This is a genomic window from Brevibacillus sp. HB1.3 (assembly GCF_013186635.1).
GTDB lineage: Bacteria > Bacillota > Bacilli > Brevibacillales > Brevibacillaceae > Brevibacillus > Brevibacillus brevis_D.
This window is the reverse complement of sequence record NZ_JABMIT010000006.1, coordinates 220175-243864: the sequence shown is the minus strand read 5'-3', so window position 1 is coordinate 243864 and position 23690 is coordinate 220175. Positions and strand designations below refer to the sequence as shown.

Sequence of the window (23690 nt, the reverse complement as noted above, 5' to 3'; positions counted from 1 at the left end):
GGAGTTATTTTTTTGCCTCTATCAAGGATATTAAGGCTCTGTAATGGTCTTTTTAAATAACTGTTCAACATAAAAGGGGAGGAAATTACAAATGAGCATTTGCCACACGACAGATACTACGTTTCAACATGATGTAAAAAGCGAGGGCTATACTCTCGTCAATTTTTGGGCACCTTGGTGCGGGCCGTGCCGCTTTTTTGGGCCGATACTCGAATCGTTCGATAGGGAGCATAGCAGCGAAGTGAGAGTCCTAAAGGTCAATGTCGATGAACAACAAGAGATTGCCAATCAGTATGGCATTATGAGTTTGCCAACGACCATTTTGCTCAAGAACGGAGAAATGATTGACAAGGCCGTAGGAGCTGCCCCTCTAGCGGAACTGAAACAATTTGTTTTCAAGCATAGGTAATAGGACAACGAAGCGAAAGCCATCGGTCAACTTGATCGGTGGCTTTTTGGTATCCAGTTGTTACACGCATGCGTACTTTAATGAATAAAAGCGTTTGAGCGTTTTCGCGTTGTTTCGTGCTCTTGCAAGGGGAAGCGCTTCCAATGTACTCTCAAGGTAACGACAAAATAATCCCAATTCACAAAATAATGTCAATAATTGAAAAAGAAAGCGGAGGGGTAGGCAATGAGCAATACCGATTTTTTTCCGATTCAGGACTGGGACTACCTGGAGTTTTATACAGGGAACGCCAAACAAGCTATGCACTATTTCACAAATGCGTTTGGATTTGAAGCAGTAGCCTATTCGGGCTTGGAGACAGGTTCTCGGGAAAAGGTTTCCTACGTCTTGAAGCAGAAGCATATGACGTTTGTGATCAGTGGGGCCCTTACGCCTGACAGCCCGATCGCGGATTTTGTGAAAAAGCATGGGGACGGAGTCAAGGACGTTGCCCTGCGTGTAGAGGATTGTGAGCAGGCTTACCGGGAGGCTGTTTCTCGCGGAGCCATTCCGATCATGGAACCGACTGAGTATACCGATGAATTCGGGACGGTCAAAAAAGCGATTATCGGTACGTACGGAGAAAACATCCATTCCTTTATCGAACGAAAAAATTACAACGGACCATTCTTCCCGGGCTATAAAGCTTACCAATCTCCAGTCAAAGGAGAGAGCACGGGTATCATCGGCATCGACCACATCGTTGGTAACGTCGAGATCATGGATGAGTGGGTAGAATATTACCAAAAGGTCATGGGCTTTACAGCCGTACAAAATTTCAGTGAGGACGACATCTCGACGGAGTATTCTGCCCTCATGTCCAAAGTGATGCAAAGTGGAACTGGACGCATCAAGTTCCCGATTAATGAGCCAGCAGAAGGACGCCGCAAGTCACAGATTCAGGAGTTTTTGGAGTTCTACAAAGGTCCAGGCGTACAGCATATTGCCATCCTGACCAACGATATTATCGAAACGGTATCGAAGCTGCGTGATAACGGTGTAGATTTCCTCATGGTCCCAGATGCGTACTACGAAGATTTGAAAGAGCGTGTAGGGGAAATTGACGAAGACATCGAGGCGCTGAGAAAGCTGGGGGTCTTGGTCGACAGAGACGACGAAGGCTATCTCTTGCAGCTGTTCAGCAAGCCGATTGTTGACCGTCCGACGCTGTTTATCGAGATTATCCAGCGAAAAGGAGCGCGCGGCTTCGGGAATGGCAACTTCAAGGCACTGTTCGAGGCGTTGGAGCGCGAGCAGGAGCGCAGAGGGAACTTGTAATTTATTGAGGGAAAACGAGCACGACAAGACCATCTCAGGCTGAAAACGCTGAAGGGATGGTCTTTTTTATACCATTTACTAGACTCTATCCTCTATACTAATAGTAACCAAATGTTGGAAGTCGCATAACTACACAGATGTCCAAAAGAGCGAGAAAGGACCGAAATTGCGATGATTCATCGATTGAAACCAAATGATTATGCAAAAATCACGACGTTGCTATCACCTGATAACGTGAATGATTTGACCATCCAGGCGATTATCAATGGAACAAATCGAGGAGCGATTTTCGTAGACGATGTGGAGCAGCCCCGGACAGCCTTGGTCGATCAAACCGGTGTGATCAGTATTTTCGTCGGGGATGCTGCCAATGAAGCGTTCACAGCGGATCTTGGTGCCTTTATCGAGGGGGAATTGCGCAGATATACGACCGAATCATGCGGGGGCACTCATTTTCTGGCAGTTGTCCCAGATGAAGAGTGGGAAAAAGCAGTGACCAAAGCCATCTCGCATCGAGAGATCGAAACGGATTGGGAGTATTACTACGAGTTCAATCCCGAGCAATACCAAGCGCGTAAGATCAGCTACCGCTCTCTGCCTGAAGGATACAGTTTGAATAGAATCGATGCAGGTGTCATCGAAAACGACCCCGACAACATCCTGATCGAGGTTGTAGAGGAATTCTATCATTCGGTGGATGATTTTTTGCAGTGGGGCGTAGGTTTCTGCGTATGTAAAGGAAATGCGATTGTGAGTGCTTGCCTGTCCTGCTGTGTCCATGGGCGTGACCATGAAATTAGCGTGGAAACGTACGAGGAAGCCGACATGAACAAAGGCTTTGCTACACTTGCTTGCGTAGCGTATCTGGAGCATTGCATGGAACATGGACTGACACCGCACTGGACCACGCTAGAAACCAACGAGGAGTCGGTACGTCTGGGGACAAAGCTAGGATTTGAGTCGAAAGAAAAGTGCAAAATATTGGAATTCGAATATTGAAATGATACGGGTATCCATGGGTTGGCGAAATTACTTCGGCAACCTTTTTTACCAAGAAAGGAAGAGAAGCGAAAGGGAAATACGATGTGAAGAGTGAATATTTTGATTAGTTATGGAAATGAACAGGAACGATCGGGCAGCGATTGAGAGGGATAAACCAATGAATCTGGCATTAATGGTTCCATTGACGGAGCGGACGGCGGTTTTGATTGTGATAGCTTTGCTGTTTACGCGTGTACGTGCATTCCGCAGCATATTGAACCAGCAAGCGACATGGTGGGAAAAAGCACTGATGGTCGTCATTTTTTCTGCTATTTCCATACTGGGTACCTATAATGGCATTTGGTATCAGGATGCGATTGCGAATTCACGCGTGATCGGGACGGTCGTGGCAGGCTTGCTAGCTGGTCCTTGGGTAGGGTTGATGACAGGGCTGATTGCGGGAATTCATCGGTATTCCTTGGGGGGCTTTACAGATTTGGCATGTGCCATCTCGACCATAAGCGAGGGCTTGTTTGCGGGATTAATCTATCAGTTCCTCCGTAACCGCAGCAAAAAAATCGGGTGGACGACAGCACTCTTCGTTGGTTTCTTGGCGGAGTGGCTGCAAATGGGCATTGTTTTGCTCATCGCACGTCCGTACGCTGACGCTTTGGCATTGGTTCAGGCCATTAGTGTACCGATGTCAGTCGTCAACTCGGTTGGAATTGCTATTTTGATCATTATTATTGATTTGGCCAAAAAGGAAGAGGATCGGATTGGGGCGCTCCAAGCCCAGCGAACGCTGCAAGTAGCGGACAAAACACTATCGTACTTGCGTCAAGGGCTGACCTATGATTCTGCCCAAAAGGTAGCGGAGGAAATTTTGCGGACGACGCGTGTAGCAGCGGTAGCGATTACCGATACGCGCTCTGTACTTGCGCATGTTGGTGCAGGATCGTCTCATCACGTAGTGGGAGAAGGCATAACGACCAAGGCGACCCGCGAAGTCCTATCGACCAAAGAAGTAAAGATTGCCCAGACGAAGGAAGAGATTGGGTGCAGGGAGACGAATTGTTCCTTGCGCTATGCGATCCTTGTCCCTCTGATGCGAAGACGTGAAGTAGCAGGTGTGCTCAAGCTGTATCAGGATCGCTCGCGCAAACTGTCTGCAGTGGACCTGGAACTCGTCCGTGGATTGGGGAACCTGATATCGAGTCAGCTCGAACTGGCCGAGCTAGAGAAGCAGTCCCGCCTGTTGGCAGATGCAGAAATCAGAGCCTTGCATGCGCAGATCAATCCGCATTTCTTGTTTAATGCGCTCAATACGATTGTTTCGTTTATTCGCTTCCGTCCCGAACAAGCTCGTGAATTGTTGATTCATTTGGGAGAGTACTTCCGCCGTAATTTGCATGATTCTGGCGGATATGTCAGTCTGGCGCGTGAGCTGGAGCATATCGAAGCGTATTTGGCTATCGAACGCGCGAGGTTCGGGGACAAGCTTCATGTAGAGTACGACATCGAGGATGGCGTAGAGCGGTTTACTGTGCCAGGACTGATTTTGCAGCCGCTGGTAGAGAATGCGGTCAAGCACGGGCTGTTGCCCAAGCGCGAAGGGGGTACTGTAGTGATTCGTGCGCGCCGCAAAGAAAAGCAAATCGTCGAACTGACAGTGGCAGATAATGGAGTCGGAATGGAGGTTGACCCATCCGAGCGAGCACTAGATGAGAAGCGTGCAGGTCGGCAATTATCTGGGATCGGTCTTACCAATGTAAAAAGCCGTCTTCAATCGATTTACGGTGAACCGTATGGAATCGTGATCGAGAGCAAAAGCGGGAGCGGGACAACATGCACCATACAATTACCGATAGGGGTGAACGTCAGTGCTCAAAGTGTTCATCGTCGATGATGAGACGCCTGCCAGAGAAGAGCTGCGGTATTTGCTGGAGCAGTTTTCGGAAGTGTCCGTAGTAGGAGAGGCGGGTAGTGGGGAAGAGGCGTTGGAAGCGGTGCTTCAGACAGAGCCGGATGCGGTCTTTTTGGACATCCATTTGCAGGACAGGGATGGTGTAGATGTGGGGCAGGAGCTTCTGGAATCCATGGTCAATCCACCTGTCATCATCTTTGCAAGTGCGTATGAATTTCATGCGGTTCGAGCATTTGAGGCCGAAGCCGTTGATTATATCGTCAAGCCGTTCAGCGAAATACGTCTGGAAAAGACGATGAACCGGGTACGAAAAATGAGGCAGAAAAGCGAACCTGCATTGGACGCGTCACCGCTACTGGAGGAAAGGCTACAATCCCTTTTGCAAAATGTGCTGGTTGATACTCAGCCACGTCGTGTCCCGGTAGAAAAAAACGGCAAGATCATGCTGATTGATCCAAACGAAATCGTCTTTGCCACCTTGGAAGGAAGGTATGCGAGCATCTATACAGCAGGTGAGCAATATGCGACCACCTTTACGTTGCAGGAGCTGGAGAGCAGGCTGTCACGCCAACAGTTTTTTCGGACGCATCGCGCTTTCATTGTCAATTTATCTAAAACGGCAGAGCTCGTCCCTTGGTTTAAAGGCTCGATTCATCTAGTCATGCAGGATCATCGCAAAACCGAAGTGCCTGTTAGCCGCAATGTCGTGAAGGAATTGAAGAAACGATTGGGGTTTTAAAAGAAACAGACCAATCCTGCGTCCCGTTTAAGGGAGGAGTGGTCTGTTTTTTTGACTGCTTACATGGGATAGTCATTGTTTTTCTTACGTGTCACCATGATCCCGCCCAATACGATCAGGATCAAGCCGATGATGCCGCCTACTTGGGTAGATGCCAGATTCGCGATCAAAAATATGATAGCGAGAACGGTGAGAATGCCAATGGGGATCAAGAGAGCGGGTTTGCGATTGCCGAATAGGTACAGCTCCGTAAGCCCCACGGCAGGACCAATTAGGAAGAAGGGCCACGTCGTGCTCATATCCCCATGAAAAAATAGCTGGCTGAAAAAGAAGAGTGGAGCATAAACAAGCAAGATCCCGCCTGGCACGAGCAATCCAGCGCGATTCGGCATTGGGTTCATAAAAAAGAAAATATGAAACCCGATTCCTGGGATGAGAAGGAAGACTGGCCAAAGCATGTCCATTGCGAGCGGTACCTTCAGGTAGGTAGCCAGAACAAAAATCGCTCCGATTCCGATAATGATGTAACCTCCGATTCGTCGCATGTGCATTTTCTCCTTTTTGATTTCCATACCAATTTATGTACAACTTTAACATATTGTGGAGGGGTTTGTATCGGACTAGGGGCGGAGACTTTCTACGTCCCCAAATTGAACGCGCTTACACTCAAACGAGGATGGTGCAGCTTGTGCCTGTTTTTGTACGGTTCAGCCATTTTTTATGTTGGCAAGTTGTCCGATGTGATACGTTTTTCTAAGGTTCATTGCCTGAATATTTCATAAATAGAAGGAGGCGACTTGGATGAAGAAATGGTTTCTTTCCCTTTTGATTTGGGGCGGGATAGCCGCATTGGGTGCTGTCGGATTCGGGATGATAGCCCTCTGGCAAGGGGAATCAGTCAACTCGTTCTGGTTACTGACAGCCGCATTTTGCACTTATGCTGTAGCTTATCGTTTTTACAGCAAATTCATAGCCAAAAAACTAATGGCGCTCGATGACAATCGCGCTACCCCAGCAGAAGTGAACAACGACGGCAAAGACTTCGTACCCACGAACAAATGGGTGTTGTTTGGGCACCATTTCGCTGCGATTGCAGGAGCAGGCCCGCTCGTAGGTCCTACGTTGGCTGCGCAAATGGGATATTTGCCGGGAACGATCTGGATTATCGTCGGGGTCGTGATCGGTGGAGCGGTACAAGACTTTATTATTCTGTTCGGATCGATGCGTCGCAATGGAAAGTCTCTCGGTCAGATTGCCAAGGAAGAGATCGGTCCTGTTGGCGGAGCACTCGCTTTAATTGGTATTATTGCCATTATGATTATCCTGATTGCTGTTTTGGCCATGGTTGTGGTTAACGCTCTTGCTGAATCACCGTGGGCTACCTTCACGATATTCATGACGCTGCCTATCGCGATCATGATGGGATTGTATATGCGGTATATACGACCTGGGCAGGTATTGGAAGGCTCGATTATCGGGCTTGCTCTCTTGTTCTTTTCCCTTTGGCTCGGTCAAATCGTTGCTGCATCGCCAACATGGGGACCAGCTTTCACGTTTTCCAAAGTACAGCTTGCCTGGATGATCATTGTGTACGGGTTTATTGCCTCGGTTTTGCCTGTGTGGCTGCTGTTGGCACCGCGCGATTATCTCAGCTCATTTTTGAAAGTAGGGACGATTGCGGTATTGGCGGTGGGAATTGTGCTGACACTGCCACCGTTGCAAATGCCAGCACTGACGAAGTTCATTGATGGAACTGGCCCTGTTTTTGCAGGAAATCTATTTCCCTTCTTGTTTATTACCATCGCGTGCGGAGCCGTATCAGGATTCCATTCACTCGTATCATCCGGAACAACGCCGAAGATGATCGCGAAGGAATCGCATGCGCCATTGATCGGCTATGGCGGGATGCTGATGGAGTCTGGGGTCGCGGTTATGGCGATGATTGCAGCGTGCGTGTTGACTCCCGGTGTCTATTTTGCGATCAACTCACCTGCCGCAGCAATTGGCGTGGATGTAGTCCAGGTTGCGACGACGATAACGGGCTGGGGCTATACCGTAACCCCTGACCATTTAACAACGCTCGCCAACGACATTCAAGAAAAGACGATCCTTTCCCGGACGGGCGGAGCACCGTCACTGGCAATCGGGATGGCGACGATTTTTTCGGGTGTATTGGGTGGCAAGGCATTAATGGCATTCTGGTATCATTTTGCGATCTTGTTTGAGGCTGTCTTTATTTTGACGACGATCGATGCGGGAACGCGTGTCGGACGATTTATGGTACAAGACATGCTCGGCAACGTCATTCCGAAAATGAAGGAAGTCAACTGGCTGCCAGGTAATCTGATTGGTTCTGGGATCATTACCATCGGATGGGGATACTTCCTGCTCCAAGGTGTCATGGACCCGCTGGGAGGCATATACACCCTGTGGCCGCTCTTTGGTATCGCCAACCAGATGCTCGCCGCGATTGCCTTTACGGTGGGAACGACGATTATTTTCAAAATGGGCAAAGCCGCCTATGCGTGGATCACACTCGTACCGATGGCTTGGCTGACGACGGCTACGCTGACAGCAGGCTGGCAAAAGCTGTTCCATCCTGATCCAAAAATCGGCTTCCTCTCGCATGCAGAAGCATTCCAAAAGGCACTGGATGCGGGCACGCTGCCAAAAGGAGTAAAAACGATAGAAGCTGCACAAAAAATGATCTTCAACGACCAGATCGATGCTGTGGTATGTGCGATCTTCATGGTCATTACGATTGGGATCATTCTCGATGGTGCGCGGGTATGGATCAATATTCTCCGCGGCAAGCACTATCCGTTGCAGGAGTCGCCGTACATCAAGTCCAAAGGAAATGTTTTTGACGGGAAAGGACATCACGTAGCATGAGGCGTAAGCTAAGAGCCATGCGAAAGGCAATGCGCAAAGTGAGCTCTGTTATTAAAACCATTTTCGGAATGCCAGACTATGATCGCTATCTCGCCCATTGGTACGAGACGCATGGGGCACCGGGTATCTTTCCGATGACGGAACGTGAGTATTACATGTACGCATTGACCGAACGATTTGAAAAAGGCGGCGTAACGCGCTGCTGCTAAAGTGGTCATGTAAAAAAGGGTGTCTCCCCAGTCAGAAAATGACGAGGGAGAGACCCTTTTTCAATAATCCGGGTGCTGGGTGAAGCAACGACATTTCAGGCACATTCCTCATGGCTAACGTGTGGTGTAACAGCAGGTAAAGTATGGTACACTAAATCATATAGCATGGCCGTTTTTTAACACGAGCTGTTTCATCGTATTCAATTAAAACATCGAAGCCTCTCTTTCTAAAAGAAAAGGGCGTGCTTTGTGAAAAAATAAGTCAAGTTTTAGGTGGCGATACGTGTGCAAGCATCAACACTGGCGGCTCTCAAGGAGCTCGCTTTGCAATGCGCCCGTTCAGCGGGTGAGCTGAGTTTGAAGCGAATGAAGGAGCCTTTTACCGTCGAGTATAAAACATCTGCCTCCGATCTTGTTACAGCCGTAGATAAAGAAGTGGAGAATCACGTCATTCAGATGATTCTTGCACGCTTCCCTGATCACGGCATTCTTGGAGAAGAGAGTGCACATGTGGAGGATTACAAGCAGTATGACACGCTTTGGGTCATCGACCCGATTGATGGTACGACCAATTTTGTGCATCAGCAAATCAATTTTTCCGTTTCCATTGCTGTGTATCATAAGGGAGAGGGAATGGTCGGAGCGGTTTACGATCCTTCCAGAGACGAGTTGTTTTATGCAGTAAAAGGGGAAGGGGCTTTTCTCAATGATCGTCCCTTGCAGGTGAATCGAGAAGTGAGCCTGGAGCAAGCTTTGTTATGCACGAGCGTATTTTGGAACAAGCGTGCTGAGCAGATCGGCATCGATTTGATTGTGAAAAAGCTTGCTGGGAAGGTTCGCGGAATGCGCCTCTTGGGAAGCGCCGCTCTGGAAATGGCGTATGTGGCTGCGGGAAGACTAGATGGCTATGTCAGTATGCAGCTCAATGCGTGGGATTTCGGCGCAGCTCGCATTATTGTAGAAGAAGCGGGCGGCCGGGTGACGACCATGACGGGGACACCACTGCCGTACGACCAAAAAAGCAGCGTGATGGCTTGTAACCCGACTTTTTATGAGGAGCTGCAGCAGTTCCTGAAATCGGAACATACCGATGTTCCTTCACAAAATTAAGTGTACAAAGAACCCACCGGACATGCGCATCCAGTGGGTTTTCTTTTGTTATGCATCTTGGGTTTTCGTTTGGATGTCGGGTGCATATGCTATAAAAGCATAGCCCGAAGATGAGCAGCGGCTGTATTTGGTACGAAGTCGGCTTGTCCGAATAAGGGGGGATAATCATGACCCTGATCGAGGAAAGTGTCAAGTTGATCCTACAGCATCAAGCGAGTACCGGGGCGTATCTCGCTTCACCCGCATTTGTCCACTATCAGTATGCGTGGCTCCGCGATGGAACATTTACGGCCTACGCGATGAACCGTACTGGCAAGCATGATAGTGCCCGCAAGTTTTACCAATGGTGTAATGATGTGATCCGAAAGCATGAGACAAAGGCAAGAGAAGCCATTTCAGCAGCAAAAAATGGATTAGACAAAAATGATGCGGGAAGCGACCGCTTTTTGCATACGCGCTATACGGCGGACGGAGAAGAAGTGACAGGTGAATGGGGCAGCTTTCAGCTAGATGGCTACGGGACATGGCTGTGGGGGCTGGCTGAGCATGTGCGGATGAGTGGAGAGCATGACTTGATTCACGAGCTCAAGCCATCGATTGAACTGACGATTGATTATATAGTGGCGTGCTGGCAGCTCCCGAACTTTGATTGCTGGGAAGAGGGAGGAGATCGAATCCATCCAGTGACGTTGGGAGCCATCTATGCCGGGATCAAGGCGATGGAGCCTTATTTGCCTGAACGAGCTTTCGAACTCGCTCAGCAAGGAGAGGCCATTCGCCAATTCATACGCGCGCATGGTACAGCCAACGGGCGATTGATAAAATCCGTCGGGGATCATTCTGTGGATGCAAGTCTTCTCTGGCTGGCACTGCCGTATGGGATCGTCGACGTGAATGATCCGCTTATGCTCCGAACCGTGCAGGCCATAGAAGAGGAGCTGCGCGCAGGAAACGGCGTGCATCGCTACCCGGCTGATACGTATTACGGCGGAGGGCAGTGGCTGTTATTATCTGCGTGGTTGGGCTGGTATTACGTGAAAACGGGCAGGCGTGAAGAAGCAGAAAAGATAGTAGCATGGATTGTTTCCCAGCGGCAAGCGAACGGACTGCCTGAACAAGTACAGGAGCATTTGCTTTTCCCGGCTCATTATGAGTTGTGGGTGGAGAGAGCTGGCCATCCCGCTGTACCGCTCCTTTGGTCGCATGCGATGTTTCTCGTGTTGGCGGCAGAGCTCGGCATTCAGTACCAGCCTTGAAGAGGGGCTTTCTGGTTGGTCGGGGAATTTAAAAAAGGTATTCAGGAGAAAAATACATTCCTGAATACCTTTTTTTATTCAATGATCGGTCCGGTTAGTTTCATACTTCTTAAGGCACTCCTTAGCTCTTTATGACACATCTTTTTCCAATGTTAATTCATGAAATGATTTCATACGTAGTTGTAAAAATGGGGTGAACAATAATGTACAAGCCGAAGCTAACAGTCCAATGCCACCCGCAAATAAAGCGAACCGTAAGCCCATTGCTCCCCCTAGCATCCCTCCAATTAACGAACCAAGCGGTAAAGAACCCCACGAGATAAAGCGAAAGGTAGCATTCACGCGACCTTGCAGGGCATCGGGTACAATTACTTGACGTAAACTGACGGTACTAATGCTAAACATGGAGACACCCATTCCGAAAAGAAGCTGTCCCGTCATCATAATCAACGCCATGCTTACTTCTGATCCTACTGCTAATGGAGCAAGCAAACCGCCACTTGCTGCGATCGTAGCGGAACCCACAATAGTTGGACCTACTCCAAAACGACGTACAGCCCTTTGGGCAAGCAGGGAGCCAAATAGGTACCCTACTCCTAGCGTTCCATAAATGATGCCAACAATGCTCGCACTGATTTTGAGTTCTTGCGATGCATAAAGAACATAAACACTAAAAATAACATTCCAGGAAAGGTTAAAGATTGTTGAGCAGCGCACCACTCCCCACAGCAATGGTTTTGTGTAAACCGTATGCAGCCCTTCTTTGATTTCCAGCCACATGTTTTTTTGTTTTTTCGCATCTGTCACGACTGTCTCCAACGTGCGAATCCGGGCTATGTACACAGCGGATACAAAAAAGGATACCGACGTGAACAATATGGCAAAAGGAGCGGTGATTAACTGTTCCAGTCCACCTGATAAGCCCGGCCCAGCAATTTGTGCGGTAGATTTACTTGTCTCTAGTTTGCTATTCCCGTCAACAAGCTGCTCCTTGCTCACTATGGAAGGCAAAAAGGATGTATAGGCAACATCGAAAAAGACAGTACAGATCCCCACTATGAAGGCAATCAAATATAGCACTGTCATATTCAGGAATCCGGTTAAGGCTGTCAGCGGCACAATGAGCAGTAATGCACCCCTGAAAAAGTTAGCGGCGACAAGAATGGGTCGCCGGGGAAATCTGTCTATCCACACACCAGCGAGCAAACCGAAAAGGATAAATGGCGCATACTCGGCAAAACCAAGCAACCCCATTTGCATGGGACTGGCCCCTAAATAGAGAGCTGCCACTAGTGGCATTCCTAATAATGCAACCTGAGTCCCAAACTGTGATGCCGTTTGCCCAATCCAGAGCCTGCGAAAATCTGTGTTCGTTAACAACCCTTCCACCTTGTTACTCATGTTCGTTCCCCCATTTTTCGTCACAACTAATTGCCATTTTTCGTGTTTTTAGTATAGGGGAAATTACGTTTCAAGATCTTGCGCTTTCATTATCATAGTCAAAGCACGACGTCAAAAAAGATAGGCATGATCAGTCGATGCCGCGAGCTCAAGTGCCGCAGCAGATTCGGTTATTGAATTTTTATTACACCTACGTTATATTCCATATATGAAATACTCGAGATAAGGAGTCTCTGTATGCATACATTATCGAATGTCGAATTCATGCTCCTGCAATTGATCGCGGAACATCGTCAAGCTTCCGGATACGATATTATGAAGGTAGTCGAGCAGCGAGGTTATAAAGAATGGGCAAATATCGGTACAACTTCGATATATACAGGATTGAAGAAGCTTAGCGATAAAGGATGGATCTCACCTGAGACATCCGACGAGAAATCCGGCAAGGGGCCAGCGCCGACCCGGTTTGCCCTCACCGAAATGGGTATACGTAAGCTGAGAAATGAAATTCTTGATAGTCTGTCGTCTACACGGGAACGTGACAACCGCTTCGATCTCGGTTTGGCCGCTTTGCCCCATATCGGGAAGGAAGAGGCCGTCATTGCTTTACGGAAACGACTAGATTTTCTTGGTCAAGCCTCGATAAAAATAAGACAGAAGTACGAATCACAAGGCGGAGCTAGCTTGCCGCTGAATGTAAGGGCGTTGTTCTTGCATCCACTCAGCTTAATCGAGAGCGAGCAAGCGTTTGTTAGTCGTTTCATCCATGAATTATTGGAGGAGGCAAGTAGACATGGTCAAATTTATTGAAGGCTTCATTCCTTATCAAGGCGAACATTGCGAAACAACCGCCATGGGCAATTTAATGCAATATGCGGGAGTCCGCCTGTCTGAGCCGATGTTGTTCGGACTCGGGCAAGGGCTTGGGTTCATATACTGGGATTCGAAGGGAATGGACTTCCCTTTCATCGGAGGAAGGGTAAAACCGGATAAACTGACCGCTAATCTCGCCGAACGACTCGGCTTGAACGTCAAATATCAAGAAACCTCGTCCGTCAATAAGGCGTGGCAGAACGTCCGAAGCAGCATCGAACACGGCATTCCGGTTGGGCTTAAATTAGATTCCTATTACTTGGATTATTTTACGAACAAAGTGCACTTCGCCGGTCACTATGCGGTACTTTACGGTATAGATGACGAATACGCCTACTTGGCGGACACCAGACAACAGGGTGGACTTGTGAAGACGAGTTTGACAAGCTTGGCCGCTGCCAGAAATGCAAAGGGACCCATGAGCTCCCGGAATCGTTCCTTTACGATCGAGCTAAACGACGCATTGCTCCCGCTTGTTCCTGCTATACGCGAATCCTTGACCATGAATGCGCATGACTATCTGAACCCTCCGATTCAGAATATTGGCAATAGAGGCATTGTGAAAATGAGCAATGAAATCTTGAAGTGGCCTTCTCGCAGCAATCATTTCGAACATGATTTATGTCTTACCGCGACGCTAATGGAGCGGGCGGGAACCGGCGGCGCTTTATTTCGGAATTTGTATAGGGATTATTTGAGAGAATGTGCTGATCGACTGGAGGATCCGAGGATCGAACAAGCCCACTGTATGTTTACAGAGATCGCTCCAATGTGGGTTAGCGTCTCTGCTTCAATCGACCATGCAGGAAGAACAGGTGAGCACCAAGAGCTCGTGCATGTGTCTAAGCTGTTGCTCGAGATTGCGGATAAAGAACGCGCAGCCATGGAGCTATTGTTGTGATAGTCTTACACTTACTTGTAACGGAGGAGGAATCAGAAAGTTGAAGTTCTATCGCTATGTGTTAAGTATCCCACCTTTGGATTGGGAGTGTTGCTTTCTTAGCATTGAGGAGTATAAGCAGAGCTTTGCGAATAAGTATCATCAGAATATAGAGTATTACAGGAAAGTTATTGGGGATTGTCAACAGCATCTCGTTGATATCGATAACCTTGCTGCTGTGACTTATAAAGATCTGTGTGCAAGCGTCCATTCTGCTGAGCTGCGCTGTCCAGCCATGATTTTCTCCATACCGAGTGGCGATCATCGAGGATCAGCTTTGTTTTGTATCATGTACAAGCTTGAAAACGACGGGGATACGTTTATTTACTCTCCTGTTCCACTCGTTCATCTAGAGCAAGATCAAGCAGGTGAAATAGAGCTTTAAGAAGTGGTAAAATATAGATGACTACTCAGCTACCAGAAACCAACCACTTTTATCTAAAATTCTCGTCCGCGATCATAGATAAAAGCAGAGGAAAGGTGGAGGCGGTAAACAATGGGGTATATAGAAATCACGAAAAAGAATATAGAAACGGAGCACATATGCTGTGCATTAGGTGCAAAACAATACGAACATTCAGTAGCCGAGAAGAAGAAGTGGCTGACAGAGCGAATGGATGAAGGGTTGGTTTTTTATCGCTTGGATGAGCGAGCAAAAGTGTTTATTGAGTACTTGCCTGCGGAAATGGCATGGGTTCCAATTGAAGCGCCCAATTATATGTACATTAACTGTTTGTGGGTGTCTGGCAGATATAAAGAGAACGGGCATGCGAAACAATTGTTGCATCATTGCAAGGAAGATGCCATCAAACGTGGTATGGACGGAATCGTTCATATCGTAGGGAAGAACAAGTACCCGTATTTGAGTGAGAGGCGTTTTTTTGAGCATATGGGGTTTGAGCTGGCAGACCAAGCAGAACCGTATTTTCAATTAGTGGCATGGAAATGGAATGAACAAGCCGCTATGCCGTCCTTTAAGAAAACAGGAACGACTTCTTCAACGGAGAAAGGCGTCACCATTTATTACACAGCGCAGTGTCCATTTGCTGTTGGTGTTTTGGAAGAGCTGAGAAAAGTAGCGGAAGCGAAAAGTGTTCCCTTTCATGCGTACAAGCTGACAACGAGGGAAGCAGCACAGAACGCGCCTGTCATATGGACGACCTTTGGCCTGTTTTATCAGGGGGAATTTATTACCCATGAAATCATGAGTGCCAATAAATTTGAAAAATGGCTGACAGAGCTTCTCGCACATCAAAAGCCCCGCCCATCCCAATAGGCGAGGGCTTTAGTTCGTGTGACTACTTGCTCGTTGACGTGAAATCCATGCCTTTTACATATTGCTGGCTGTGAACGGCGAACTCTGCCGTGAGTGGGGAGATCGACTGCCAGTTGCGCACCGCGAGCACTACTTCCCTTGTAATCGGGGGCGACAGGGGGATCGCGACGACTTTGGGGATGACAGGTGGCATGTACAGCTCAGGCATGATGGTGACGCCGATATACTCCTGCACCATGGTCAAAATCGTATACACCTCACGCACTTCAAACGTAACCGTTGGGGTGATGTGATTCTCTTGCAGCATTTTTCGGATGCAGCCATCCTTTGGCATGATAAAGCAGCGTTCCGCAATTTCGGAAAAACGAAGGGTCTGACTATCTTTCAACGGATGGGTATCTGGCAAAATGGCCATCATTTCGTCTTGCAAGAGCGGCAACGTTTGCATTTCCTTATCAGGCATAACGGTAAAAGCAATGTCGACAACCGAGCTGTGCAGCCAATTGCTAATTTCATCACTGTCGCCTTCCAAAAGCAGGATGTCCACGGCCGGAAACCGCTTGCGAAAGCTGCCCAAAAGTCCAGGCAAAAAGCGGGAGGCGACGCTGGGGATCGAGGCAATACGCAAGGTACCGGACGAAATCCCGCGGGCCACGTTTGCTTCCTCCGTCATGCAGGATGTGATGTTCAAAATATCGCGAGCGTGCGAAAGCATTCGTTCTCCGATGCTCGTCGGAGTAATCCCGCTGCGACTGCGCTGAAAAAGGCTGACACCTAGCTCTTTTTCCAGGGACTGAATCATCTGCGAGACGGCGGATTGCGTAAAGCCAATTTCTTCTGCTGCCCGCGTGAAGCTACCAGCTTTTGCTGCGGCGACAAACACTTGCAGTTGGGTAAGCGTCATGTCTCCTTGTTCCCTTTCATTAGTTTTATCTTATGAAAAATATTATAAATCATTGTTTTACTAATGGAAAAGAGCTTCGTATAGTAAAAGACATCACCACCAAGCACATACGAGGAGGAACATAGATGCATCCCGAATGGCAACGAATTGCAAATGAATTTATCGAGGCGACCTCTTACCGGGTGGGCGAGCTGGAAAAAGGCTGGGCCTCTCGTTACGATTTTTCAAAAAGACCAGCGACGTATTTACGCTATGAAGAGGTATTTGCACGCATAGAATTGGGCAAGCCGCAGTTTCCAGCATCCGTCGATTTGTGGGAGGTCCTCGCCAATCGAAGATCCAAGCGTAATTTCTTGAAGCAGCCTATGACGCTTAACGAATTGAATCTCTTGCTGTGGGGGACACAGGGTATCACAGATGATATGGGAGACTATCAATTACGCACGACGCCGTCTGCCGGGGCCCTATATCCGATTGAGACGTACCTGATGATCAACAACGTGGAGGGACTCGAGAAGGGCCTGTATCACCTGGATGTACAGAATTGGTGCTTGGAAGGACTGAAGAGAGAAGACACGTCCGAGATTGCCTATCTGTTCACGGAAGAACAAGAGGTGACGAGACGGGCTGCTGTCAATTTCGTTTGGACAGCGATGGTAGATCGCACGAAAGACAAATACAAAGAGCGTGCGTACCGCTATATTTGGTGGGATTCCGGGCACGTATCGCAAAATCTGCATTTGGTAGCAAACGGATTGGGGCTTGGGGTAACGACGATTGGTCACTGGATGGATCATGACATGAACGAATATTTAGGCATTGACGGCACGTCCCATCTGTCTGTGTTGATGGCATCAGTGGGCAAAATCGCAGGCGGGCATTGGTTGACGGACCGACGACCGGAATAAGCACGAAAAAGGATGGGCATAAACAGCCGCATCCTTTTTTCATTCATGATGGTGTGCAGTTTCGTTTACTTCTTACTTGATTTTGCCGAGTGTACACGATAACATATGTTCTAAATAAGAGTGATAACCATTATCAAAGTTTGGAAGTCAAGAGAAGAGGGTGACCTTTGTGTCCATTGCCAAAATTATTCGAGAGCGCCGCTCTATAAAAAAAGACTATAAGCCAGATACTGTGCCCGAAGAACTTGTTCTGGAGCTGTTGAATGACGCAGTGTACGCGCCGAACCATTGTATGCGTGAGCCATGGAGATTTATGTTTGTATCTTCAGAGAAAAAAGAAGCGTTTGTCGAGAAGTTGATCACCTGCTATCCGCCAGAAGCCCATCAGGCGCGCAGAGACATGTACAACGAGCCAGCAGCTTATTTGGTTGTTATCATGAAAGAAGATCCGCGCCAAAAACAATGGGAAGAAGATTTCAGTGCGACGGCTGCTCTCATTCAAAACTTCCAGTTGCTTGCATGGGAGCGTGGACTAGGCGTCGTCTGGAAAACAAACGCGCACAACTGGGACCCGAAGGCACACGCCATCTTGGGTGTTGCGCCAGGAGAGAAAATCGTTGGCTTCCTGCACCTCGGTTTTTTCGATCAGGAAAATGTACCAGCAGCTCGCACACGCACACCTGCCGAAGAAAAGTTCACTCGGTTCGAATAAACGAAAAAAACGAGACCATTCGAGGGTCTCGTTTTTTTGTAACTACTTTGCTGCTGCTTCCTGTGCGATGACTTTTACCATGGTGGAAATGATTCCTAGATGGATGGACTCGTGCATGACGGCAAAGTTAAAGACCTCTCCTACCGTCGTAAACTGGAAGGGACCCATTGTAATGGAGGCAGGCAAAGCTGCTTCTAGCTGCTCAGGGGTAACGGAGGCCAGCAGATCTAGTTGTACGGACAAGTAGTGAATCAGTTCATCTTTCGAGGGAGGTGCAGTCGTCCAGTCAGAAGGCTTCGTTCCCGTCTGAAAAAGCGTAGCGTAAGAAGCGGGCAGGTCAGATTGGTAAGGCAAGCCAATGGAAAGGAAATGCTGAAAACAAAAGACGATATGCCCGATATTCCAGCGAAGTGTATTTGAAAAAGCAGGGGATTGAACATCCAAAAGCTCCTCAGGAATCATGGGAATCTGCTGCAGACCAATTTGACGAACGGATGTGGCAGAAGTGATCATGCTTTGAGACATGAGACAAAACCTCCCTATCATTTTCCTATGATTGACAGCGCTCTTACCGTCATCTAAAGTGTACGTCGTAGGGGAAAACGCAACAATCATGCTTTTCCGATTAGAATGATTAGTAAAAATGATCATGGGCGCAAGGGGTGAAGCAATGGAGCTCAGGCAATTGGAGTATTTTATGGCAATATGTGAGGAAATGCATTTTTCCCGGGCCTCAGAAAAGTTATGTACCTCTCAGTCCAATCTCAGCCAGCAAATCAAGTTTTTAGAGAACGAGCTGGGTGTCCCGCTGTTTGACCGCTTGGGCAAGCGAATCACGCTGACAGAAGCAGGAAAGGTATTGCTGGAGCAGAGTCGGCATGTTTTTTCCCATATCGACTACGCACGTGAAGCAATTGCAGCCATGAAAAACAACGAAGGGGGCACGCTCACGATCGGTGTCCTGCCTGGCGATGCCGACTTGTTGTTTGATGCTCTTCTTGTAGAATTCCACCGCTTGTATCCGAAAACATCCTTATCCGTCATAGAGTCTACAAGAATCGTGGAGCAAATCACATCCGGCGAGATTGATTTGGGCGTGACGGTGTTACCTGAGCCGGATGAGAGAATCACTGTCATTCCGCTATTTCACGAAGAGTTCGCGCTTGCCGTTCATCGCGCCCATCCACTCGCCAAGGAAAAGGCAATCAAGTTTGGGCAGCTTCAAGAGGTAAAAATGGTGATGTTTCCGCCGGATCATCAAGCAAGACAGCTCATCAATCGCTATTGCATACAGGAAGGCTTTCGTTTGCAGCCTCATATCGAAACAACTACACTCCAGTCTCAATTGAGTCTTGTAAAAAAGGGGATCGGGGGCTGTATCCTGCCGAGCTTATTGTTGCAAAACGTAAACGACGACGAGATTGCGATCATCAATCTCTTGCATCCGACACCCAGCCAAGACATCTGTTTGGTTTATCGCAAGGATAAATATATGGGGTTCGCCGCTCGTACCTTCATCGATACGCTACAAGCGTATATTCAATCGGCCATCGACAACGCCCAGGCTTCCGCCATCCATAATCATCACTCGTAAGATTTTCCTTTCCTTGGTAAAATAAATGCATATCATGACAAACTGTACGATCTGGTCGATGGGAGGAAGTTCACATGCATCCAAAAAAAGTCCCCCGTTAATCCCGAGGTCCTCCATTCATGTATTTGTGTCAGCTCACCTCAAAAAATATCAAGGGAGATGTACGTAAATGAACATGAATGGACCTGTAAAAATTTCTCGAAGTGAACGATTTCAAACCTGCCAAGAAATTGCTGCGAGATTGCATGACGTGTACAAAGAAAAGATTCTGGCCATTGGGGTGTATGGTTCTATTTCTCGTGGGACAGACGGCCCTTATTCAGATATCGAGATGTTTTGTGTACTAGAAGAAACAGGGGAAGAAATAGAATTTAGCTACGAATGGTCAGCGGGACCTTGGAAGGCGGAAGTGAATGTGTGCAGTGCAGATGTTTTGCTGAACACTGCCGCTACTGTCGAAGATGACTGGCCGCTGACACATGGCCCATTCTTTTCTCCGCTGAGTCTGTACGATCCGAAGGGCTTTTTTGAAACGCTCAAAAAAGCAGCAGAATCACCGTCGCAGGAAGAGTTCACAGAGAATATCAACGGTATTCTCGTAGGGGAAATGTACGAGTTTATTGGCAAGTTGCGAAACGTACATCTAGACGGCCCACATACCTATCTGCCCTATTTGGCCATGCAATTTGCCCAATACGGTGCGATGTTGATCGGGCTGCATAACCGAAAGCTTTACTCGACAGGTGCTAAGGTTTTGCCAGAAGCGCTGGAATTGCCTCATCGCCCGGCTGGATTCGATCAGGTAGCCAGATTGGTAATGGCGGGGGATCTGACCGATCCAGCAAAAATCGTTAGCGCTTGCGAAGCATTCTGGGATGGTCTCCAAGAGTGGGCAGCGCAGCATCACTATGTAATTCATTCAGAGCGAATCCCTTTTTAATGGGTAAAAAAATGAGACCCCTTGTAACGTAGAGGTCTCAACTTTCCAAGAAAGCCTTGCTTCCTAGCGAGGCTTTTCTTTTTTGCTTACTCAACTTTGCCGCTCAAATGCTCATGAATGAGCTTCCATTCATCTGTCTCCGTTTTCGTGAAAATATTCGTGGCTCTGCCACTTCCCTTGACGAATTCCCCGTTGTAATAGCCTTCATATTGATACGTATATACACAGCTAGCGGATCTTTGATCGACAGCAATCCACTGGACATCTGTAGCCGCATAGACTTCATCCTTGATCAGATGCCATGCATTTTCAAAGTAAGCGCGGATCTCACTCATGGATGTACAAGTCTTGTCGGAAAACCAGTAAATGGCATTCGGATGAAGCACTTTCTCTACATTGGCAAAGTCATGTGTATTAGTAGCATCTATATATTGCGCTAACGCCTGTTTAAACCCTTCCACAAATGATCCCTCTCTCCGCTGAAAATGGTCTATTTATCCATATTTTATAGGTTTGCGGCAAAGAAAAAAAGCCCGCCCGATGTAGAAGGGGGCTATTCGGGCGGAAATGGAGGACGTAATGTCCATCGTAGGGTCTGACACATTCATGATAGTTGTCTGATGTTAAGGAAGAGTAGAGAGAACATGAAGCATTTGTTAATTTTTAGGTTTTGTCTAAATGCCGAGGGGCAAGCACCCGTTTTTTTTCTTTTTGATCGCTAGGATAGACAGGCATCCATACAGGGGAGATGCGACTGTCATAAGCTGAATGCAGTACTGATCCTTGCCAGCAGATCGGTGCTTCCATCTGATCTCAATGAGAGGGGGAGAGAAGATCATGGGTTGTAATCGCGATGGTTTCGGCTTTTTTGGTGGCGGGTTCATTTGGATTCTCATTATTATTTTTCTAGTGATTTGCTTCTTTGATGATTAAGGTACGATTGCAAAGAAAAGACTCTGTGCTCTTATACGAGAGACAGAGTCTTTTTTCTGGTTACTACTTCAAATGCTGCAAAAACTGACGTGTGCGTTCCTCACGCGGCTTTGCGAACAAATGGGAAGGGGTATCTCGCTCCACGATGACGCCTTGGTCCATGAAAATCACCTCGTCGGCAACTTCGCGGGCGAACCCCATCTCGTGCGTGACGACGATCATTGTCATTCCTTCCTGGGCAAGCTCCTTCATCACCTTCAACACTTCGCCAACGAGCTCCGGGTCGAGAGCGGAAGTAGGCTCGTCAAATAGCATGACTTGCGGGTCCATCGCCAGTGCCCGAGCAATCCCTACGCGCTGCTGCTGTCCGCCAGACAACTGTGCAGGAAAATGGTCCAGCTTGTCTCCGAGACCAACCTTTTTCAGGAGAGCAGCGGCTTTCGCACGAGCTTTTTCTTTGTCTTCTTTTTTGACAGTGACGGGCCCCTCCATCACATTTTCAAGGGCTGTCATGTGCGGGAACAGATTGTAGTTTTGAAACACCATCCCGGTTTGCTTTCGCAGCTTCGGAATACTTGTTCTCTCTACTTTTTTGGAAAAGTCCAGCTTGACGTCCCCGATCTGGACGCTGCCGCTGGTCGGAACCTCAAGTGCATTCAGGCAACGAAGCAAGGTTGTTTTCCCAGAGCCAGAAGGACCGATGATAACGACTACCTTTCCTTTTTCCACTGAGAGGGAAATGCCTTTGAGCACATGTAAGGTGTTGAATTGTTTATGCACATCCGTAATCGTAATCATTCGTTTTCACCTGCTTTTTAGACATAACGGTCCAGCTTGTTTTCGATGCGATCCTGGATAATGGAGAGTACGAAGCAAATCACCCAGTAGATAAGGGCCGCTTCCGCATAGACGAGCAACGGCTCATATGTCGCAGCGACGACTTCTTGGGCTTTGCGAAACATCTCCGGTACGAGAACGACCGAAGCCAGCGAAGTATCCTTGACCAAACTGATAAACGAGTTGGACAAAGGAGGAATGGAGACGCGAGTTGCCTGAGGGAGCACGACCCTGCGAAGTGCTTGCCAGTAGGTCATTCCCAGAGAGTAGGCTGCTTCCCATTGCCCTTTTTGAATCGACAAGATCGCGGCACGTACTACTTCGGAAGAGTAGGCACCGACGCTGAGAGAGAAGCCGATGATTGCTGATGGTATCGGATCGATCATCAAGCCGACGCTCGGCAAGCCATAAAAAATGATGAACAATTGGACCAATAATGGGGTACCGCGAATGATCGATACATAAAAGCGGGCGATGCCAATCAGCGGCTTAATGCCGGATAGTCGTGCCAGCGCAGTGAGAACGGCAAGGATCAGACCAATGAAAAAGGCAGCGATGGCGATTGTTAAAGAATAGAGCAAGGCTCCTTTCAACAGAGGAAGAAAGGAGCTTTGCGCGATATCGATCCATCGGTTCAGGCGTTCTGGGTTTTCAAAGAAGCTATTTAGAGACATCTGCACCAAACCATTTCTCTGATATTTTTGCGAGGGTACCATCTTTCGTCATGTCATCCAGTGCTTTGTTGAATGCATCAACCAGCTCTGTGCTGCCCTTGCGGAAGAGGAAGCCGTTTTTCGCTACGTTCGGATCTTTTGCGATAATTTTGATCGGAACATCAGGCTTTTGCTTCATGAAGTCCAACAGGGAAATCCCATCGTTGATCGTAACATCTACACGCTTGGAAACAAGCAGGTCAATCGCTTGGTTAAAGCCTTCCACACCGACGATTTCCGCTCCGTTTTTCTTCGCGATATCTGTGAGGTTGCTCGTCAATGTTTGCGCTGCCTTCAGACCTTTAATATCCACAAAGCCTTTTACGGTCGTGTTATCTTTATGGGTGACAAGGACTGCTGTGGAAACGGTATATGGATTGGAGAAATCGTATTTTTCCTGACGATCAGGGCGAATGCCTACCTGATTCGCTACGACATCAAAGCGCTTGGAGTCAAGTCCAGCGAACATGGCATCCCATTGTGTTTCTTGAAACACAGGTTCGACGCCGATGCGCTTCGCTACCTCTGTCACGACCTCCACATCATAGCCTGTCAGCTTGCCAGACTGATCGTGGAACGTAAACGGGGCGTATGTGCCCTCGGTTCCGATCAGCATTTTACCGTCAGCTTTTACTTTTTCCAACAAGTTTTGTTCTTTTTTCTCTTCTGTTGGGGCAGGAGCGGCACTATTTTGCGGTGATTGTCCTGTTGAAGACGACCCGCAACCTGCCAATGCGACTAACAGAGTGGAAGCGAGAAGGGAAAATAATAGTTTTTTCATAAAGTAACCCCCACTAAACCGATGTGAATTTGAATAGGAAC

At 48.0% G+C, this 23690-nt stretch carries 25 protein-coding genes; 17 read left to right on the top strand and 8 right to left on the bottom strand.

Annotated features, from left to right (window positions below; genetic code table 11):
* Nucleotides 1–91 precede the first annotated feature (91 nt).
* The 5 genes from trxA to HPY31_RS16280 all read left to right on the top strand — a co-directional run bounded on the left by trxA (nucleotide 92) and on the right by HPY31_RS16280 (nucleotide 5370).
* Complete coding sequence (gene trxA, locus HPY31_RS16300; protein WP_172141557.1) at nucleotides 92–409, top strand: thioredoxin; 318 nt, start codon at nucleotides 92–94, stop codon at nucleotides 407–409.
* Nucleotides 410–634: 225 nt separating this feature from the next.
* On the top strand, nucleotides 635–1726 hold the full coding sequence (gene hppD, locus HPY31_RS16295; RefSeq protein WP_016743081.1) for a 4-hydroxyphenylpyruvate dioxygenase: 1092 nt from the start codon (nucleotides 635–637) through the stop codon (nucleotides 1724–1726).
* 171 nt (nucleotides 1727–1897) lie between these two features.
* Nucleotides 1898–2725, top strand: a complete 828-nt coding sequence (locus HPY31_RS16290) for a GNAT family N-acetyltransferase (protein WP_172141556.1) — start codon at nucleotides 1898–1900, stop codon at nucleotides 2723–2725.
* A gap of 160 nt (nucleotides 2726–2885) precedes the next feature.
* Complete coding sequence (locus HPY31_RS16285) at nucleotides 2886–4613, top strand: sensor histidine kinase (protein WP_172141555.1); 1728 nt, start codon at nucleotides 2886–2888, stop codon at nucleotides 4611–4613.
* On the top strand, nucleotides 4588–5370 hold the full coding sequence (locus tag HPY31_RS16280) for a LytR/AlgR family response regulator transcription factor (RefSeq protein WP_172141554.1): 783 nt from the start codon (nucleotides 4588–4590) through the stop codon (nucleotides 5368–5370). The genes HPY31_RS16285 and HPY31_RS16280 overlap by 26 nt, the downstream gene beginning before the upstream one ends.
* A 59-nt stretch (nucleotides 5371–5429) precedes the next feature.
* On the opposite strand, the gene HPY31_RS16275 is transcribed toward HPY31_RS16280, so the two are convergent.
* Nucleotides 5430–5915, bottom strand: a complete 486-nt coding sequence (locus tag HPY31_RS16275) for a hypothetical protein (protein WP_172141553.1) — start codon at nucleotides 5913–5915, stop codon at nucleotides 5430–5432.
* Nucleotides 5916–6171: 256 nt separating this feature from the next.
* Between HPY31_RS16275 and HPY31_RS16270 the strand changes: the two genes are divergently transcribed.
* The 4 genes from HPY31_RS16270 (at nucleotide 6172) to HPY31_RS16255 (ending at nucleotide 10837) form a co-directional block, all read left to right on the top strand.
* Nucleotides 6172–8262: a carbon starvation CstA family protein gene (locus HPY31_RS16270; RefSeq protein ID WP_016743076.1), complete on the top strand. Its 2091-nt coding sequence runs from the start codon at nucleotides 6172–6174 to the stop codon at nucleotides 8260–8262.
* Entirely contained in the window at nucleotides 8259–8471 is a 213-nt protein-coding gene (locus tag HPY31_RS16265) for a CstA-like transporter-associated (seleno)protein (RefSeq protein WP_016743075.1), read from the top strand. The genes HPY31_RS16270 and HPY31_RS16265 overlap by 4 nt, the downstream gene beginning before the upstream one ends.
* Nucleotides 8472–8756: 285 nt before the next feature.
* Nucleotides 8757–9581, top strand: coding sequence for an inositol monophosphatase family protein (locus tag HPY31_RS16260; protein WP_015892578.1), 825 nt, complete (start codon nucleotides 8757–8759; stop codon nucleotides 9579–9581).
* Between the two features lie 167 nt (nucleotides 9582–9748).
* A complete protein-coding gene (locus tag HPY31_RS16255; RefSeq protein WP_172141552.1) occupies nucleotides 9749–10837 on the top strand; it encodes a glycoside hydrolase family 15 protein in 1089 nt (362 codons plus the stop codon).
* 129 nt (nucleotides 10838–10966) lie between these two features.
* On the opposite strand, the gene HPY31_RS16250 is transcribed toward HPY31_RS16255, so the two are convergent.
* On the bottom strand, nucleotides 10967–12238 hold the full coding sequence (locus tag HPY31_RS16250; RefSeq protein WP_172141551.1) for an MFS transporter: 1272 nt from the start codon (nucleotides 12236–12238) through the stop codon (nucleotides 10967–10969).
* A gap of 237 nt (nucleotides 12239–12475) precedes the next feature.
* Between HPY31_RS16250 and HPY31_RS16245 the strand changes: the two genes are divergently transcribed.
* The 4 genes from HPY31_RS16245 to HPY31_RS16230 all read left to right on the top strand — a co-directional run bounded on the left by HPY31_RS16245 (nucleotide 12476) and on the right by HPY31_RS16230 (nucleotide 15327).
* A complete protein-coding gene (locus HPY31_RS16245) occupies nucleotides 12476–13048 on the top strand; it encodes a PadR family transcriptional regulator (protein ID WP_172141550.1) in 573 nt (190 codons plus the stop codon).
* Nucleotides 13032–14012 (top strand): BtrH N-terminal domain-containing protein, encoded by a 981-nt coding sequence (locus HPY31_RS16240; RefSeq protein ID WP_172141549.1) that lies wholly within the window; start codon nucleotides 13032–13034, stop codon nucleotides 14010–14012. The genes HPY31_RS16245 and HPY31_RS16240 overlap by 17 nt, the downstream gene beginning before the upstream one ends.
* A 40-nt stretch (nucleotides 14013–14052) precedes the next feature.
* On the top strand, nucleotides 14053–14436 hold the full coding sequence (locus tag HPY31_RS16235) for a hypothetical protein (protein WP_172141548.1): 384 nt from the start codon (nucleotides 14053–14055) through the stop codon (nucleotides 14434–14436).
* A gap of 111 nt (nucleotides 14437–14547) precedes the next feature.
* The gene (locus HPY31_RS16230; RefSeq protein WP_172141547.1) at nucleotides 14548–15327 is read left to right on the top strand and encodes a GNAT family N-acetyltransferase; all 780 of its coding nucleotides are present in this window, start codon (nucleotides 14548–14550) and stop codon (nucleotides 15325–15327) included.
* Between the two features lie 22 nt (nucleotides 15328–15349).
* On the opposite strand, the gene HPY31_RS16225 is transcribed toward HPY31_RS16230, so the two are convergent.
* Nucleotides 15350–16231, bottom strand: a complete 882-nt coding sequence (locus HPY31_RS16225) for a LysR family transcriptional regulator (protein WP_172141546.1) — start codon at nucleotides 16229–16231, stop codon at nucleotides 15350–15352.
* A 125-nt stretch (nucleotides 16232–16356) separates the two neighbouring features.
* On the opposite strand from HPY31_RS16225, the gene HPY31_RS16220 reads away from it, so the two are divergent.
* On the top strand, nucleotides 16357–17139 hold the full coding sequence (locus HPY31_RS16220; RefSeq protein WP_064201094.1) for a SagB/ThcOx family dehydrogenase: 783 nt from the start codon (nucleotides 16357–16359) through the stop codon (nucleotides 17137–17139).
* Between the two features lie 160 nt (nucleotides 17140–17299).
* Nucleotides 17300–17851 (top strand): nitroreductase family protein, encoded by a 552-nt coding sequence (locus HPY31_RS16215; protein ID WP_016743066.1) that lies wholly within the window; start codon nucleotides 17300–17302, stop codon nucleotides 17849–17851.
* 42 nt (nucleotides 17852–17893) lie between these two features.
* Here the strand turns inward: HPY31_RS16215 and HPY31_RS16210 are convergent, their stop codons facing one another.
* Entirely contained in the window at nucleotides 17894–18376 is a 483-nt protein-coding gene (locus HPY31_RS16210; RefSeq protein WP_172141545.1) for a DinB family protein, read from the bottom strand.
* Between the two features lie 145 nt (nucleotides 18377–18521).
* Here HPY31_RS16210 and HPY31_RS16205 point away from each other — a divergent pair, with 145 nt between their 5' ends.
* Both HPY31_RS16205 and HPY31_RS16200 read left to right on the top strand, forming a co-directional pair.
* A complete protein-coding gene (locus tag HPY31_RS16205) occupies nucleotides 18522–19445 on the top strand; it encodes a LysR family transcriptional regulator (RefSeq protein WP_172141683.1) in 924 nt (307 codons plus the stop codon).
* A 169-nt stretch (nucleotides 19446–19614) separates the two neighbouring features.
* On the top strand, nucleotides 19615–20385 hold the full coding sequence (locus HPY31_RS16200) for an ANT(4')-I family aminoglycoside nucleotidyltransferase (protein ID WP_172141544.1): 771 nt from the start codon (nucleotides 19615–19617) through the stop codon (nucleotides 20383–20385).
* 86 nt (nucleotides 20386–20471) lie between these two features.
* On the opposite strand, the gene HPY31_RS16195 is transcribed toward HPY31_RS16200, so the two are convergent.
* From HPY31_RS16195 to HPY31_RS16180, 4 genes are all read right to left on the bottom strand, one after another.
* Nucleotides 20472–20846: a YybH family protein gene (locus HPY31_RS16195; RefSeq protein WP_172141543.1), complete on the bottom strand. Its 375-nt coding sequence runs from the start codon at nucleotides 20844–20846 to the stop codon at nucleotides 20472–20474.
* A gap of 535 nt (nucleotides 20847–21381) precedes the next feature.
* The gene (locus HPY31_RS16190; RefSeq protein WP_172141542.1) at nucleotides 21382–22116 is read right to left on the bottom strand and encodes an amino acid ABC transporter ATP-binding protein; all 735 of its coding nucleotides are present in this window, start codon (nucleotides 22114–22116) and stop codon (nucleotides 21382–21384) included.
* A gap of 17 nt (nucleotides 22117–22133) precedes the next feature.
* Entirely contained in the window at nucleotides 22134–22829 is a 696-nt protein-coding gene (locus HPY31_RS16185; RefSeq protein ID WP_172141541.1) for an amino acid ABC transporter permease, read from the bottom strand.
* Entirely contained in the window at nucleotides 22816–23649 is an 834-nt protein-coding gene (locus tag HPY31_RS16180) for an amino acid ABC transporter substrate-binding protein (protein ID WP_172141540.1), read from the bottom strand. Before HPY31_RS16180 ends, HPY31_RS16185 begins: the two co-directional genes overlap by 14 nt.
* Between the last annotated feature and the right edge of the window lie 41 nt (nucleotides 23650–23690).

Coding starts and splice junctions, on each gene's coding strand:
- HPY31_RS16290 (WP_172141556.1), top strand. CDS start 1,898: ATGATTCATCGATTGAAACCAAATGATTATGCAAAAATCACGACGTTG.
- HPY31_RS16265 (WP_016743075.1), top strand. CDS start 8,259: ATGAGGCGTAAGCTAAGAGCCATGCGAAAGGCAATGCGCAAAGTGAGC.
- hppD (WP_016743081.1), top strand. CDS start 635: ATGAGCAATACCGATTTTTTTCCGATTCAGGACTGGGACTACCTGGAG.
- HPY31_RS16230 (WP_172141547.1), top strand. CDS start 14,548: ATGGGGTATATAGAAATCACGAAAAAGAATATAGAAACGGAGCACATA.
- HPY31_RS16270 (WP_016743076.1), top strand. CDS start 6,172: ATGAAGAAATGGTTTCTTTCCCTTTTGATTTGGGGCGGGATAGCCGCA.
- HPY31_RS16285 (WP_172141555.1), top strand. CDS start 2,886: ATGAATCTGGCATTAATGGTTCCATTGACGGAGCGGACGGCGGTTTTG.
- HPY31_RS16220 (WP_064201094.1), top strand. CDS start 16,357: ATGCATCCCGAATGGCAACGAATTGCAAATGAATTTATCGAGGCGACC.
- HPY31_RS16190 (WP_172141542.1), bottom strand. CDS start 22,116: ATGATTACGATTACGGATGTGCATAAACAATTCAACACCTTACATGTG.
- HPY31_RS16185 (WP_172141541.1), bottom strand. CDS start 22,829: ATGTCTCTAAATAGCTTCTTTGAAAACCCAGAACGCCTGAACCGATGG.
- trxA (WP_172141557.1), top strand. CDS start 92: ATGAGCATTTGCCACACGACAGATACTACGTTTCAACATGATGTAAAA.
- HPY31_RS16205 (WP_172141683.1), top strand. CDS start 18,522: ATGGAGCTCAGGCAATTGGAGTATTTTATGGCAATATGTGAGGAAATG.
- HPY31_RS16240 (WP_172141549.1), top strand. CDS start 13,032: ATGGTCAAATTTATTGAAGGCTTCATTCCTTATCAAGGCGAACATTGC.
- HPY31_RS16180 (WP_172141540.1), bottom strand. CDS start 23,649: ATGAAAAAACTATTATTTTCCCTTCTCGCTTCCACTCTGTTAGTCGCA.
- HPY31_RS16275 (WP_172141553.1), bottom strand. CDS start 5,915: ATGCGACGAATCGGAGGTTACATCATTATCGGAATCGGAGCGATTTTT.
- HPY31_RS16200 (WP_172141544.1), top strand. CDS start 19,615: ATGAACATGAATGGACCTGTAAAAATTTCTCGAAGTGAACGATTTCAA.
- HPY31_RS16250 (WP_172141551.1), bottom strand. CDS start 12,238: ATGAGTAACAAGGTGGAAGGGTTGTTAACGAACACAGATTTTCGCAGG.
- HPY31_RS16210 (WP_172141545.1), bottom strand. CDS start 18,376: ATGTCTCAAAGCATGATCACTTCTGCCACATCCGTTCGTCAAATTGGT.
- HPY31_RS16255 (WP_172141552.1), top strand. CDS start 9,749: ATGACCCTGATCGAGGAAAGTGTCAAGTTGATCCTACAGCATCAAGCG.
- HPY31_RS16225 (WP_172141546.1), bottom strand. CDS start 16,231: ATGACGCTTACCCAACTGCAAGTGTTTGTCGCCGCAGCAAAAGCTGGT.
- HPY31_RS16245 (WP_172141550.1), top strand. CDS start 12,476: ATGCATACATTATCGAATGTCGAATTCATGCTCCTGCAATTGATCGCG.